This window comes from Burkholderia sp. AU15512 (assembly GCF_002223325.1).
Classification (GTDB): Bacteria; Pseudomonadota; Gammaproteobacteria; order Burkholderiales; family Burkholderiaceae; genus Burkholderia.
Genome location: NZ_NKEX01000006.1, coordinates 956,501 through 971,154, shown reverse-complemented (window position 1 = coordinate 971,154; position 14,654 = coordinate 956,501). Strand labels below are relative to the sequence as shown.

The 14,654-nt window shown below is 67.9% G+C and carries 13 protein-coding genes; 9 read left to right on the top strand and 4 right to left on the bottom strand.

Features of this window, described 5'->3' with window-relative positions; translation table 11 throughout:
• Positions 1-249: 249 nt before the first annotated feature.
• Entirely contained in the window at positions 250-1,206 is a 957-nt protein-coding gene (locus tag CFB43_RS23675; RefSeq protein ID WP_179254939.1) for a LysR substrate-binding domain-containing protein, read from the bottom strand.
• A gap of 70 nt (positions 1,207-1,276) precedes the next feature.
• Between CFB43_RS23675 and CFB43_RS23670 the strand changes: the two genes are divergently transcribed.
• The 3 genes from CFB43_RS23670 to CFB43_RS23660 all read left to right on the top strand — a co-directional run bounded on the left by CFB43_RS23670 (position 1,277) and on the right by CFB43_RS23660 (position 3,517).
• On the top strand, positions 1,277-2,635 hold the full coding sequence (locus CFB43_RS23670) for a D-serine ammonia-lyase (RefSeq protein WP_373452563.1): 1,359 nt from the start codon (positions 1,277-1,279) through the stop codon (positions 2,633-2,635).
• A gap of 53 nt (positions 2,636-2,688) precedes the next feature.
• Entirely contained in the window at positions 2,689-2,943 is a 255-nt protein-coding gene (locus CFB43_RS23665; protein ID WP_027791787.1) for a hypothetical protein, read from the top strand.
• Positions 2,944-3,217: 274 nt separating this feature from the next.
• Entirely contained in the window at positions 3,218-3,517 is a 300-nt protein-coding gene (locus CFB43_RS23660; protein WP_089496804.1) for a DUF4148 domain-containing protein, read from the top strand.
• 103 nt (positions 3,518-3,620) lie between these two features.
• Here the strand turns inward: CFB43_RS23660 and CFB43_RS23655 are convergent, their stop codons facing one another.
• The 3 genes from CFB43_RS23655 to CFB43_RS23645 all read right to left on the bottom strand — a co-directional run bounded on the left by CFB43_RS23655 (position 3,621) and on the right by CFB43_RS23645 (position 7,425).
• The gene (locus tag CFB43_RS23655; protein WP_089496803.1) at positions 3,621-5,411 is read right to left on the bottom strand and encodes a sensor domain-containing diguanylate cyclase; all 1,791 of its coding nucleotides are present in this window, start codon (positions 5,409-5,411) and stop codon (positions 3,621-3,623) included.
• Complete coding sequence (locus CFB43_RS23650) at positions 5,408-6,541, bottom strand: ABC transporter substrate-binding protein (protein WP_089496802.1); 1,134 nt, start codon at positions 6,539-6,541, stop codon at positions 5,408-5,410. The genes CFB43_RS23655 and CFB43_RS23650 overlap by 4 nt, the downstream gene beginning before the upstream one ends.
• A gap of 161 nt (positions 6,542-6,702) precedes the next feature.
• The gene (locus CFB43_RS23645) at positions 6,703-7,425 is read right to left on the bottom strand and encodes a FadR/GntR family transcriptional regulator (protein WP_089498113.1); all 723 of its coding nucleotides are present in this window, start codon (positions 7,423-7,425) and stop codon (positions 6,703-6,705) included.
• A 270-nt stretch (positions 7,426-7,695) separates the two neighbouring features.
• Between CFB43_RS23645 and uxuA the strand changes: the two genes are divergently transcribed.
• The 6 genes from uxuA to CFB43_RS23615 all read left to right on the top strand — a co-directional run bounded on the left by uxuA (position 7,696) and on the right by CFB43_RS23615 (position 14,601).
• Positions 7,696-8,760 carry a mannonate dehydratase gene (gene uxuA, locus CFB43_RS23640; RefSeq protein WP_179254888.1) on the top strand — a complete coding sequence of 355 codons (1,065 nt, stop codon included), beginning with the start codon at positions 7,696-7,698 and terminating at the stop codon, positions 8,758-8,760.
• Between the two features lie 71 nt (positions 8,761-8,831).
• Positions 8,832-10,142, top strand: a complete 1,311-nt coding sequence (locus CFB43_RS23635; protein WP_089496801.1) for an MFS transporter — start codon at positions 8,832-8,834, stop codon at positions 10,140-10,142.
• 141 nt (positions 10,143-10,283) lie between these two features.
• Complete coding sequence (locus CFB43_RS23630) at positions 10,284-11,717, top strand: aminotransferase-like domain-containing protein (protein ID WP_089496800.1); 1,434 nt, start codon at positions 10,284-10,286, stop codon at positions 11,715-11,717.
• 92 nt (positions 11,718-11,809) lie between these two features.
• Complete coding sequence (locus CFB43_RS23625; RefSeq protein ID WP_089496799.1) at positions 11,810-12,205, top strand: hypothetical protein; 396 nt, start codon at positions 11,810-11,812, stop codon at positions 12,203-12,205.
• A 201-nt stretch (positions 12,206-12,406) separates the two neighbouring features.
• Entirely contained in the window at positions 12,407-14,191 is a 1,785-nt protein-coding gene (locus tag CFB43_RS23620; RefSeq protein WP_089496798.1) for a nitrite/sulfite reductase, read from the top strand.
• Complete coding sequence (locus CFB43_RS23615) at positions 14,188-14,601, top strand: DUF934 domain-containing protein (RefSeq protein ID WP_089496797.1); 414 nt, start codon at positions 14,188-14,190, stop codon at positions 14,599-14,601. Before CFB43_RS23620 ends, CFB43_RS23615 begins: the two co-directional genes overlap by 4 nt.
• Positions 14,602-14,654: the final 53 nt, after the last annotated feature.

Below are 14,654 nucleotides of genomic sequence, written 5' to 3'. Positions count from 1 at the left end.
CGCTCGCGGATGCCCGCATCGGCGCTGCCACGCTTTCAAAGGCATGACATGGAAACCTACGTATTGCTCGGCTGCGGACTCGGCCTTGGCCTGTTGATCGCCGTCTGGGGCATCTGGCAACTCAAGTAACGCGTGGCCGCCCGTCCACGCGCAAGCCATCCGTATGGAGACGGACGGGAAAATGGAGTTTGCGTTTGTAGTCGTCACCCAACTCCTTCGCACTCCGATTCAGCCATCCGACAGCGTCGGCTACCCGCGTCCGCTTCCGTTCGAAAGCAGATGTGAACGCGCAGCGTCGAAGTGCGTGCATTCGGCCTTGAGCCAATTCGAAAACGCCTCGGTACGCGGATCGTCGGGATGGCGTGACAACAGCACGTAGCGCGCCGGCGCACGCACGTGCCGGCCAAAGACATCCACGAGCCGCCCGCTCGCGATCTCGTCATGCACGAGCGCGCCGCGCCCCATCGCGACACCCTGATGGTTCAGCGCGGCCGTGATCGCCAGGCTGGAGAAGTTGAACTGCGGGCCGTCAAGATGCGCCGTCCACGCCGGACGGACTTCGTCGAGCCACGTGCGCCACTCCACGAACTCGGGCGCGCCGCCCCACGGCGCAGCGTCGTGCAGCAGGACGACGCCATCCAGCGATTCGCCGCGGGCAAAAGCCGGATGCTGCGCCAGATATGCCGGCGTGGCGACCGGAAACAGGATTTCGTCGAGGATGGCCTCGGCATGCAGCCGATCGTATTGCACCGGGTCGTAGCGCACCGCGACATCGATGTCGTCGGTTTCCATGGCCTGGCGATCCAGCACCTGAAACTCGGCCTTCACGCGCACCGGCACGTTCGGCTGTTGCCGGTGAAATTCGGACAGGCGCGGCATCAGCCACTGCAGCGCGAGCGACGGCAGGCAGCTGACCTGTAGCGGGGCATTCGGCATGCCGAGCGCCTGAAGCGTGCGGTTGATGTCGACGAACGCGCTCGACATCGTCCCGAGCAGAATTGCGCCCTTCTCGGTCAGCTTCAGTCCGCGCGCCTGGCGCACGAACAGCGGATAGCCGAGCCGGTCCTCGAGGTTCCGGATCTGCTGGCTCACGGCGCTTTGCGTCAGGTTGAACGCCTGGGCCGTCTTCGTGAAGCTCAGCAACCGGCCGGCGGTTTCAAAGCAGAGCAACGCACCCAGGATCGAACCGTCGAGTCGCATAGATATCAGTCAGGCTAATGGATTCATTAGAAATCGGCGCTTTCGCGCAGGCGTCCCGGATCGTAGCATTCCGGCCATACCTGTCGTATGTCCAGCACAAGACCGATCCATGACCCTCACGCTCCAGCCCGCCGATCTATTAGCCAGACTGCAATCCCGTCACCCGCTACTGTGGCTGAATCCCCATGCCGGCAGCCCGTTGCCGCACGACGCGCCGGGGCTCGGCGCCATTGCAATGGCCGAAGCGCGGCTGGCGCGCTGCGAACCGCTGATGGCCGCGCTGTTTCCCGAACTCGCGGCAAGCGCGGGCAAAATCGAATCGCCGCTGATGCCGGCAGACGACCTGCCGCGCAGGCTGGCGCTCCCGGCAGACACACACGGCGCCTGGTTCATCAAGCGTGACGACGCGTTGCCGATCGCCGGTTCGATCAAGGCGCGCGGCGGCTTTCATGAAGTGCTCGCGCTCGCGGAGTCGATCGCGATCGAACACGGATTGCTCGACCCCGCGGGCGACCGGCGGATCCTCGCATCGGCTGCCGCACGCGAACGGTTTGCCGCGCACACCGTCATCGTCGGCAGCACCGGCAATCTCGGCCTGAGCATCGGCGTGATGGCCGCCGCGCTGGGGTTCGAATCGGTCGTCCACATGTCGACCGACGCGAAGCCATGGAAAAAGGCACGTCTGAGAAAGCGCGGCGTTCGCGTGATCGAACATGACGGCGACTATGCGCAAGCCGTCGCCGCCGGACGCGCGCAGGCACGCGATCAGCCGCGCAGCCACTTCGTCGACGACGAAGGCTCGCTGATGCTGTTCCTCGGCTACGCGGCCAGCGCCCGGCATCTCGCCGCGCAGCTCGCCGACGCGGGCCGCCGCGTGGACGCGCAGCATCCGCTCTTCGTCCATATCCCATGTGGTGTCGGCGGCGCACCGGGCGGCATCGCGTATGGCCTCAAGGCGCTGTTCGGCGAGCACGTGCATTGCTTCTTTGCCGAACCCGTCGCGTCGCCGTGCATGCTGGTCCAGCTGGCCGCCGGCCCGGGCAAGCCCGTGTCCGTCTACGACGTGGGGCTCGACAACCGGACCGAAGCCGACGGCCTGGCCGTCGCACAGGCATCGCACCTCGTCAGCCCGCTGATGGTGTCGCTGCTGTCCGGCGTGTTCACCGTCAGCGACGCGCAGCTCTACGCGCAGTTGCTCGCGGTTCAGCGCGCGACGGGCGTGGAACTCGAACCGTCGGCCGCTGCCGCCGTCAGTGGCCCCGGCTGGCTGACGGCGTCCCCGGCCGGCCGCGACTACGTGCGTCGCCACGCGATCGATCTGCGCCGGTCGACGCACGTCATCTGGGCGACCGGCGGCTCGCTCGTGCCGCCGGAAGAGCACCGACGCTTCCAGTCGCATGCGAAAGCGCTCGCCGGCGCCGCAGCCAACCCGTGACGCAGCGGGGCAAGCGTTCAGCCCCGCTCGCGAAGACGCGTTAGACTGTCCCGATGGAACAATGCCGTTATTGCCAGAGAATCCGCGATGAATGGGATTGCCACGGTGACGAATGCCGCCGGGCAATCGCCAAGGCGCTGCGCCGGCAGCGCGCGGGCCTGCCCATGGTGCCCGATCGCATCCGCAACGAACTGCCGTCCGGCGCGCCGACCCAGCAGGTGATCGCCGTGCTGTCGCGCCAGCGCCTGCGCGCGCGCCGCGGCAACGAGGAACGCCGGGAACGCAAGGAAATCGACGACGACGTCTGATCGATCCGGCAGCGTCGCAGTTCGCCCCCCTCTCCGCCCGCGCCTTCGCCGCCGCGCGCCCGTCCGCGCGTGCGCGCGCATCCGCCGCCCTTTCCCTTGCAAATCCGGCAACATCGATTAGGGACGGAAGGCATTTATCTCGAAATTATTGCCCCGGCTGCAACGATCTTTCGCCAAAACTCACGTTTACCCTAGGTCGACCGGCGCCTACGATGTAATCAACCGCTTACGACATGGTGTCGAACGCGGAAAGCCAAAAACATCGGAGGTCATCATGAAATCGCTCGTTTCCGCAGTCGTTGCCGCTGTCGCCCTGTCCGCCTCGTTCGGCGCCTTCGCCCAAAGCACCGTGACCCGCGCTCAAGTGCGCAATGAACTCGTCCAGCTCGAAAGCGTCGGCTACAAGCCGAGCCAGTCGAGCCCGTATTACCCGGCCGACATCCAGGCCGCGCAAGCCCGCGTGCAAGGTGCCGACAACAGCGGCTACGGTGCGCAACCGGCCGCGACCGTCCAGGGTGGCGCTCCGGCCGTCAAGGCGCAAAACCCGCGCGACTCGGTCTACTTCGGCCACTAAGCAAGCCTGCCGCTGCGCGCGTTCGCGCGCAGTCCGAACCCGCCACGAGCCCGTCTTGCGACGGGCTCGTGGCGTGTGCAACGCGCGGACCCTCGAGCGGCCGTCACCGGCCGCCGCCCGACGCGACCCGGCCGGCCGCTTCGTCCGTCCCGCTGCCGGCGCCACGCCCGTTGCCGACCAGTTCCTGATAGCGCACGAACGCGCGCTGCGCGGACGCCTTCGCCGCGTACATCGCCGCATCGGCCTTGACGAGCAGTTCCTCGGCCGACGCGCCGTCAGCCGGAAACTCGCTGACGCCGATACTCGCGCCGACGGCCACGCGCCGGTCGCCGAACTCCAGCTCCTCGTCCATCACGCGCTGGATGCGCGACGCGACGTCGCCGATCACCGCCGGTGAGCGCACGTCGGTAATCAGCACGATGAATTCGTCGCCGCCGAGCCGCGCGACCATGTCGCCGCCACGCAGCACGAGGCTCAACCGCTTGGCGACCGCGACGAGCGTGCGGTCGCCGGCCGAGTGGCCGTGCTGGTCGTTGATCTGCTTGAAGCGGTCGAGGTCGACGAACATCACGGCCAGCCCTTCGTGCAGCGCGGCTGCCCGCCGGATCGCGGCATCGAGATGCTCCATGAACAGCAGGCGATTCGGCAGTTCGGTCAGCGCATCGTGTCCGGCGAGGTGCGTGAGTTCCAGCTGCTTCGCGCGCAACATCGCGACCTGCGTGCGGATCTCGACGCGCATGCTGTCGAAACAGCGCGCGAGCACGCCGATCTCGTCGGCACGCCCGACCGGCAACTGCTCGGTGGCCGGATCGTCGAACACGTGCGTCGCGGCGCGTGCGAGCGTTTGCAGCGGCCGCGTGATCGCACGCGCGAACAGGATCGCGAGGATCACCGCCATCAGGCTCGACACCAGCACCATCCGGACGATCCGCTCGCCGAGCATGCCCGCCGGCGACAACACGTCCGCCAGCGGGCGCCCCATCCCGAGCACGACGAAGCGGTTGCCCTCGTCGTGCCCGAACGGCGTGCGCACGAACGCGAACATCTGGCCCGGCGCCGCGGCGGGGTCGGCCAGGCCATCGAGGGTCACGTTTGTGCGCGCGCTGTCGAACAGCGCACGCGTGACGGCGAAGCGGTCCTGCATCAGCACGCGCCGGCCGCGATCGAAGCCGAACGTCTGCGTCGGATCGGGATGCACGAGGAAATCGCCCCACTCGTTCGCGAGGTACACCGTGTAGTCTTCCGGCAGATCGCGCTCGAGCCGGTCGAACACGCGCGACAGCTCGACGTCGACGACGAGCGCCCCCACCGTCTGGCCCGACGCGTCGACGACCGGCGTACCCACGCGCAGGATCGGCAGCCCTTCGGCCGCGTGCGCCCCCGTCTCGTGGTTGATCACGATCGGCGACAGGTAGATATGACCGGGCGCCGTGGCCAGCGTATCGAATACGTAGGAAAACTGTCCTTTCTCCTGCAACGCACGGTCCGGCAGGACGACGATGCCATGCGCATCGCGATCGACGCGGATGCGTTCGAGGCCGAAATCCCCGCGCGCGATCAGGCGGATCTGCAGGTACTCCGGGTGATTTCTCATGAAGCTGTAGAACACCTGCTCGAGCCGCGCACGTGGCGCGCCATCCCGGTTGTCGCCGCCGGAGACCCGCGCACACGACGGCAACTGTGCGAGCACGAGCGCATCGTCCGAGACGTCGGACAGCGCCGTGGTGAAGCGCTGCCCGAGCAGTTGCGTCGACATCAGCAGGCTGTGCTGCGCTTCCTGCACGAGCATCGTGCGGTTCGCGCGATACGCGTAATAGCCGGTCGTGCCGGACGCGATCACGCCGATGCAGGCGAACAGCACCGACAGTTTCGACGTGAGCCCGAGCCGGATCATTTTCCGAAACGCTCCGGCCGGTCGCCCGACACGATGCGGCTCCACAGCGATTCGCGCCGCGCGATGTCCTCGACGGGCTGGAGCCAGACGAGATGCTGGTGGCCGGTGTCGAGTCCCGGCGGCGACGCGAGCGTGTTCGCGAGGCCCTGGCGTTCGGTCAGCAGCGCGCCGATCGCCGGTTCGAGCATGTAATTGATCCACGCGAACGCGAGCGCCGGATGTTGCGCGCCGCGCGTGACAGCCCAGCAGTCGAGCCACGCGAGCGCGCCTTCATCCGGGATCACGTAGCCGACGTCCGCGCCGGCCCGTCGCAGCAGTTCGACCTGTTGCGTGCCGTAGTTGCCGAACATCAGCGCCGCACGATGCTGGACGAACAACGCGGTCGCCTCTTCAGGAAGCGTGTAGTACGTCAGCAGGTTGCGGCGCAGGTCGATCAGCTTGTGCGCGACGGCGAGCGTCTGCGCGGGCGACAGGCGAAACGGATCGCGATAGCCGAGCGCGAGCGCCGCGAACGAAAAATTGTGCTGCGCGCTGTTGAAGTCGAGCACCTTGCCGCGATAGCGCGGATTCCACATCTCCCGCATCGAGCGCGGCGCGGCCGGCACCTGCTTGCGGTCGTAGATCAGCCCCATCGACGAATACGTGAACGGAATCGCATACGGGGCGCCCGCTTCAACGAGCCCGTCGATCGCCGCGAGTTGCTGGAAGTTCGGCAACTGCCGCCGCCGGTTCGGGATGCGCGACAAGTCGATCGGCGCGAGCAGGCGTTCGTGCGCATAGCGCTGGATCTCGGCCGTATTCGCGGCCAGTACGTCGTACGGCGGCGGCGCCGCGCTGTGCATGCGCGTCCACAGTGCTTCGTCGGAATCGACGAACGTCACTTCGACGCGCGCGTGAAATTGCGCCTCGAACGCACTGACGACATCGTCGTCCGCATAGCCGGGCCATGCGAGCACACGCAGCACGGTGTCGTTGACGGTTTCGGGAGAGGCGGCGAACGCTGGGGGAAGCACGGAGGCAAGTAAGCCCGCCGTCAAAATGATGAGCAGCCGGCGCACGGCGAACCGTACGCGCGTACGCGCGCCGATTCCCCTGATGAATAGGACCCCGTGTGAATCGCCCGGCTGCATTCGACTGTCCTTTTTCGAGTCGATGCGATATCCCGCAACAAGACCATAAAACCTGTGGTCGTGCAATCGGAAGAAGCCGTACAACGAGAGCGCGGGCGCCGTTGCTCACCGCCGTATGACGGTAACGTGACGCCGGCCTCTTTCCTCTGACGGAACGCGCGTCAGCGCCACGCCTGCGTGAATTCCGCGATCACGCGCGACAGGTGTGCACGCATCGCGTCGCGTGCCGCCGTTGCGTCGCGCGCCATGATCGCCGCGAAGATCCGCTGGTGATCTTCCTGCGATGCCTCGCGCAGCGCGGTCGAGTGAAAATGCTCCTCGATCTTGTCCCACAGCGGATCGCTGCGCGCGCAGTCCCACATCGCGGTGACCATGTGCAGCAGCACCGTGTTGCCGGTCGATTCCGCGATACGCAGGTGGAACTGGCGATCGGCCGCGTCGTACGCGACCTTGTCGTTCATCTGCTCGCGCATCGTCGTCAGCGAGAAAAACAGCCGGTCGAGATCCGCATCCTTGCGTTCAGTCGCCGCGAGCGCCGCGACTTCCGCCTCGATCAGCCCGCGTGCGCGCAGCGTCTCGATCGGCCCCGGGCCGCGCGGCACCTCGAACGTCACCGGCCGCGCGGCGTCGGCCGCCGATACGTAGATGCCCGAACCGATTCGCACCTCGACGATCCCCTGCACCTCGAGCGCGATGATCGCCTCGCGCACCTGCGTTCGGCTCACGCCGAACTGGTCGGCCAGGCTGCGCTCGGACGGCAGCCGCGCGCCGGCCTCGAACGCACCGGCGGCCACTATCGCGTGAATCTGCCGCGCAAGGCCGATATAGGAGCGATCCGCGGCATCGGTATCGCGGCTGGCGGGCAGGCTGGAAAGATCGGTCATCGAAAGGCTCGCAACAGGCTGGCCGGCGCCGTCGCGGCGCCGGATCGCCAAAATGGTACACCAATTACGGGCCGCCTCCGATTCGGCGTGGTGGCCGGTGCGACGCGTGCCTTTCCGGTGATGCGCTGACGCTCCGATTTCATCTCGACAACTGGTAAACCACTATCCCGCGAAACTGGCATACCAATCATAATCCGCACACCGGAGACGGGGCCGCCACGCTGCCGCCCGTCCGTCCGATGCCTCAACCGCCCGTCAGGAGCCGCTCCAGTGAAGATGTCTTTCCGTTGGTACGGCGAGTCCGATCCGGTCTCGCTGCAATACATCCGCCAGATCCCGGGCGTCACGCATATCGTGTCCGCGATCTACGACGAACCGGTGGGCGAAGTCTGGCCCGCGCACAAGATCGACGCGCTGAAGGCGACGATCGAGCGCGCCGGCCTGCAGTTCGAAGTCGTCGAGTCGGTGCCGGTACACGAGGACATCAAGCTCGGCAAGCCGGGCCGCGACCGCCTGATCGACCACTACCGTCAGACGATTCGCCATCTCGGCGCGGCCGGCGTGCGCGTGATCTGCTACAACTTCATGCCCGTATTCGACTGGACGCGCACCGAGCTGTCGAAGACGCTCGACGACGGCTCGACCTGCCTCGCGTTCAGCACCGACGCGGTCGAGCGGATCGATCCGGACGACGGCATCGCGCTGCCGGGCTGGGATTCGAGCTACCGGCCCGAACAGTTGAAGGCGCTGCTCGCCGAGTATCGCGACGTCGACGAAGCCGCGCTGTGGGCGAACCTCGAATACTTCCTGAAGGCGATCATCCCCGTCGCCGAGGAAGCCGGCGTGAAGATGGCGATCCACCCCGACGATCCGCCGCGCCCGATCTTCGGGCTGCCGCGCATCGTGAAGAACCGCGACGATCTCGCGCGGATCGTGCGCATCGTCGACACCCCCGCGAACGGGCTGACGCTGTGCTCGGGCTCGCTCGGCGCGGGCCCGCAGAACGATGTCGAGGCGCTCGTGCGCGAATTTGGCGCGATGGGCCGCATCCACTTCGCGCACATTCGCAACGTGAAGGTCGACGCGAACGGCGATTTCGAGGAAACCGCCCACCTGTCGAGCTGCGGCTCGCTCGACATCGCCGCGATCGTGAAGGCGTACCACGACACCGGCTTCACCGGCTACGTGCGCCCCGACCACGGCCGCATGATCTGGGGCGAGACGGGCAAGCCCGGCTACGGCCTCTACGACCGCGCGCTCGGCGCGGTCTATCTGAACGGCCTGTGGGAAGCGCTCGCGAAGTTCGACCGCACGCCGTCGCACGCCACGCGCTAACCCGCCCATCGAGGCCGCCGGCGCTGCGGATCGCCGGCGGCCCGTCACGATATTCCGCGCGGAGACACCGCATGCCACGCATCCGATGGGCCATGATCCTCATGTGCTTCCTCGCCAACGTCATCAACTTCATCGACCGCGCGAACCTCGCGATCGCGGCGCCCAGCATCCGTGCCGACCTCGGCCTCGACGCGGTCGGCATGGGGCTCGTGCTGAGCGCATTCTTCTGGACCTACGCGTTCCTGCAACTGCCGGCCGGCTGGTTCATCGACAAGGTCGGCGTGCGCGTGAGCCTCGCGCTCGCGGTCGGCTGGTGGTCGGTGTTCACCGTCGCGACGGGCGCCGCGCGCGGCCTCGCGCAGCTCGTCGGCGTGCGGCTGATGCTCGGCGTCGGCGAAGCGGCCGCGATCCCGTCGTTCGCGAAGGTCGCGTTCAACTGGTTTCCGCGCAGCGAACGCGGACTCGCGAGCAGCATCTTCGACAGCGGCTCGCGCGTCGGCTCCGCGCTGTCGCTGCCGCTCGTCGCGTGGCTGATCTCGATCGTCGGCTGGCGCGGGTCGTTCGTGATCACGGGCGGCATCGGCATCGTGTGGGCGCTGGCGTGGTGGTTCGTCTATCGCGACCCGGAACGCTATCGCGCGATCGCGCCCGACGCCGTCGATGCCCTGCTCGCGCAGCGCGGCGCCCCGACCGTTGCGGCCGCAACCGATGGCCCGAAGGTGTCGTGGCTCGACCTGTTCCGCTACCGCACCGTGTGGGGCATGATGATCGGCCTGTTCTGCCTGAACTTCGCGATCTACTTCTTCATCACGTGGTTCCCGAGCTACCTGCTGCAGTCGCGCGGCTTCTCGCTCGCGTCGCTCGGCACGTGGGGCATGCTGCCCGCGCTGCTCGCGATTCCCGGCGGCTGGCTCGGCGGCTATGTGTCGGACAGCCTGTTCCGCCGCGGCTGGAGCGCGACCGCCGCGCGCAAGACCTGCCTCGTGCTCGGCATGCTGCTGTCTTCGTCGATCGCGCTGTCGGCCTTCGTCGAGAACGTGTGGGCCTGCCTCGGTTTGTTCGCTCTCGCGTATGCGAGCCTGTCGTTTGCAGGCGCCAACGTGTGGACGCTCGTCGGCGAAGTCGCGCCGACGCCCGCGCATGTCGCATCGCTCGGCGGCATCCAGAACTTCGCCGGCAATCTCGCGGGGATCTTCATCACGACGTTCACGGGCGTGATGCTGTCGATCACGAAGGGCTCGTTCGTCGTGCCGCTCGCGGTGGCCGGTGCGTTGTGCGTGGTCGGCGCGCTGTCGTACCTGTTCATCGTCGGCAAGGTCGAGCCGTTGCCACCGCTACGCGGCGCCGCGACCCGGCAGAACGTCGAGCCGAACGCGGCCTGACGCGGCAGGAAAGCGCGGCCCGCCTTGAACTGACCTCGCCTGCGCTTTCCTTTTCGGGCCGCGCATCGGACAATGAGCCGCGCCCGCCGGCGCGGCGCCACTCCGGCCCGCGCGTGGCGACGGCGCGCGCCACCCTCGCCGATGAAACGCTACGAAACCCTCGCCCACACGATCGCCGACGACATCCGCAACGGCAACCTCGCCGTCGGCACGCGCCTGCCGTCGCTGCGGCAGATCATCGCGCAGCACGGCGTGAGCCAGTCGACGGTGTTTCGCGCGTACTACCTGCTCGAACAGTGGGGGCTGATCCGCGCGCGCGAACGCTCGGGCTACTATGTCGCGCCGGGCGCCACGCCGGCGGCGAGCCCGGCCGCCAAACGCCACGCAAGCCGCGCCGGCGTCACGCGCAAGGTCGACATCAGCAGCCTCGTGTTCTCCGTCCTCGACGCGGCGACCCAACCCGGCATCGTGCCGCTCGGCTCCGCGTTCCCGTCGCCGCAACTGTTTCCGCTGCCGCGTCTCGCGAAATCGCTCGCGCAGGCCACGCGGCTCGTCAGCCCGTGGAGCACGGTCGTCGACCTGCCGCCCGGCAACGAGGCGCTGCGCCAGCAGATCGCGCGGCGCTATCTCGCGACCGGCGTCTCGCAGCCGATCGACGAGATCGTCGTCACGAACGGCGCGCTCGAAGCGCTGAACCTGTGCCTGATGGCCGTCACGCGGCCCGGCGACGTCGTGGCCGTCGAAGCACCCGGTTTCTATGCGGCGCTGCAGGCGATCGAACGGCTCGACCTGCGCGCGGTCGAGATTCCCGTCGATCCGCGCACGGGCCTCGATCTCGATGCGCTCGCGAACGCGCTCGACCGGCACGACATCCGCGCGTGCTGGTTCATGACCAACTTCCAGAATCCGACCGGCGTCACGCTGTCCGTCGAAAAAAAGCGCGCGCTCGTCGCGTTGCTCGCCGCGCGCGACGTACCGCTGATCGAGGACGACGTGTACGGCGAGCTGCACTTCGGCCCCGACTACCCGCTGCCCGCGCGTGCGTTCGATCGACACGGCCTCGTGATGCATTGCAGCTCGTTCTCCAAAACGCTCGCACCCGGCTACCGGATCGGCTGGGCCGCCGCCGGCCGGTTCGCGGAGAAGGTGCAGCGGCTCAAGCTGATGACGACGCTGTCGGCCAGCATTCCCGCGCAGGTCGGCATCGCGAACTATCTCGAGCACGGCGGCTACGACCGGCACCTGCGCAAGCTGCGCGGCGCGCTGCACACGCAGCTCGACCGGATGGACGACGCGCTGCGGCGCTGGCTGCCGGCCGGCGTCGAATGGGTGCGGCCCGAAGGCGGTTATTTTCTGTGGCTCGCGTTTCCCGACGCGATCGACGCGATGGAGCTGCATCGCCAGGCCATCGCACGCGGGATCAGCTTCGCGCCGGGGCCGCTGTTTTCGGCCGCGCACGGCTTCGAGCGTTGCGTGCGCGTGAACTTCGGCCATCCGTGGAGCCGCGACATCGAACGTGCGATCCGTGTGCTCGGCGAGCTCGTCGCGCAGCCGTCGGTCCGCAAGGGCGGTTGAATCTCACCCGGGGCGCGCCGCCGGCGTCACGGCGATGCGCGCAAGCCGCATGCGGGTTACAGTGCTGATCCCGCCGCCCTTCATGATTGCCCATGAGTCAACTGCCCTACCTCGATCACGACGCGCTGTTGAAACTGACCGTTGAAGCCGCGCACATCACGCAGTCGTGCCTCTGCACGAAAACGCCGCTCGCCGGATGGACGACCCTGCCGCTGTCGCTGCAGGACGCGCAACTGACCGAAGTCGCCACGCTCGCGCCACTTGGCGAGACGGAACCGACCTACGCCGAATATCATCCGGCCGGCACGCGCTACGCGTCGGACGACGCGCCGATCGCACTGCGCCATTTCCCGTACAACCGCTGCACCGTCAACCGCTGCCGCTCGTGCGGCCGCCTGTTCCTGCGCTATCAGGAAGGCGGCGGCTACTTCATCGACCAGCGCATCCGCGCGCTCGATCCGGCGCTCGTCGTCGACGCTCCCGCATAAACGCCCGCCACGGGCATGCACGCACGCATGCCCGGCCCGCGCCGGCGTCACGCCGGCCATCTGCTGCGCCCTTTTCGTCCCCATCTGCTGCTTGTCCCGCCGCACCGCGTTCCTTACGCTGTCCCCGGTTGCCTGACACCCGTCGCAACGTCTGTCCCGAGCCGCGCGCGCCGCGCCACGGCTCCTCTCGCGTATCACGTCATGTATCGATATACCGTTTTCGACCGGGCGCTCGTGCACAGCCGCGCCGCCCAGTTTCGCGACCAGCTCGAGCGCTGGCAGCACGGCACGCTGAGCGAGGACGCATTCCGGCCGCTGCGCCTGCAGAACGGCTGGTACGTGCAGCGCCATGCGCCGATGCTGCGCGTGGCCGTCCCGTACGGCGAACTGTCGAGTGCGCAGCTGCGCGTGCTCGCGCGGATTGCGCACGACTACGACGTGCCGGACGACGCCACCTACCGCGCCGCATCGGACGCGCAGGCCCTGCTCGGCACGCTGCGCCTGCCGACCCGCAGCGCGCACTTCACGACACGCACCAACGTGCAGTTCAACTGGATTCCGCTCGACAAGGCCGCCGACGTGATGGACCTGCTCGCGACCGTCGACATGCACGGCATCCAGACGAGCGGCAACTGCATCCGCAATATTTCGTGCGACGAGCGCGCGGGTGTCGCGCCGGACGAGATCGCCGATCCGCGCCCGTTCGCGGAAGTGATGCGCCAGTGGACCACGCTGCACCCCGAATTCGCGTTCCTGCCGCGCAAGTTCAAGATCGCGATCACCGGCGCGACCGAAGACCGCGCGGCCACCGACTGGCACGACGTCGGGCTCAAGCTCGTGCGCAACGACGCAGGCGAGCTCGGCTTTCGCGTGAGCGTCGGCGGCGGGATGGGGCGCACGCCGATGATCGCGACGCTGCTGCGCGCGTTCCTGCCGTGGCAGCACGTGATGAACTACATCGAGGCGATCGTCCGCGTGTACAACCGCTACGGACGGCGCGACAACAAGTACAAGGCGCGCATCAAGATCCTCGTGAAGACCGAGGGACAGCGCTACATCGACGACGTCGAGGAGGAGTTCCGCCAGATCGTCGATCACGACGGCGGGCTGCACACGATTGCCCAGGTCGAGTTCGACCGCGTCGCCGCATCGTTCGTCCCGCCGCGGCTCGAGCCGCGCACGGTCAGCCTGCGCGACGCGGACCTGCGCCTGTCCGCCCAGGCGGCACGCCATCCGGCCTTCGCGCGCTGGCTCGCACGCAATGTGGCCGACCACCGCGATCCGGCGCTGCGCATCGTCACGCTGTCGTTCAAGCGCCGCCTGCAGGCACCGGGCGACGCGTCGCCGGACCAGCTCGACGCGCTCGCCGATCTCGCCGACCAGTTCTCGGCCGGCGAGGCGCGCGTCACGCACACGCAGAACGTCGTGCTGCCGTGGGTGCATGTCGACGACCTGTTCCTGCTGTGGGAACACGCGCGTGCGGTCGGGCTCGCGAGCGCAAACGTCGGACTCCTGACGGACATGATCGCGTGCCCGGGCGGCGACTTCTGCGCGCTCGCGAATGCACGCTCGATCCCGATCGCCGATGCGATCTGCGAGCGCTTCCAGGATCTCGACATGCTGCACGACGTCGGCGACATCGACCTGCACATCAGCGGCTGCATCAACTCGTGCGGCCATCATCACAGCGGCCACCTCGGCATCCTCGGCGTCGACAAGGACGGCGCCGAGTGGTATCAGGTCACGCTCGGCGGCTCGGACGGCTCGGCCGCGAGCGGCCCCGCGCGGCCGGGCAAGGTGATCGGCCCGTCGTTTTCGGCGGACGAGATCGTCGATGTCGTCGACGCGATCGTCAACGCGTATCTCGACGCGCGCATCGACGACGACGGCCGCAGCGAACGATTCATCGACACCGTCCGCCGCATCGGCCCGGAACCCTTCAAGGCCGCCGCGAACGACGCGCGCCATCAGGTGGAGCACGCATGACGCACGAAGAGAATCCGACCGCACGCATCCGGCTGCTGACACCGGCCGAACACGCCGGCGATTCGCAGCAGCACGGCACGGCGACGCTGACGATCGGTAACGACGAGGAACTGCCACCGCTCGCCGAACACATCGCGCGGGCCGCGCGCATCGACCTCGCGTTTCCGTCGTTCACCGATGGGCGTGCGTACAGCCAGGCGTACCTGCTGCGCAAGCGCTACGGCTTCACGGGCGACCTGCGCGCGACCGGCGAGGTGCTGGTCGACCAGTTGCTGCTGATGGAACGCACGGGGTTTTCGAGCGCGGTGCTCGGCGACGGCACGGACATCACGGCCGCGCGGCGGCAGCTCGACCGGTTCACCGGCTTCTACCAGCACGATGCGCGAACGACAACGCCCGCCGGAAAATGAAACGGGCGGCCCGCGGGCCGCCCGTACGATGCACCGGAAGCTCCCGGCCGGCG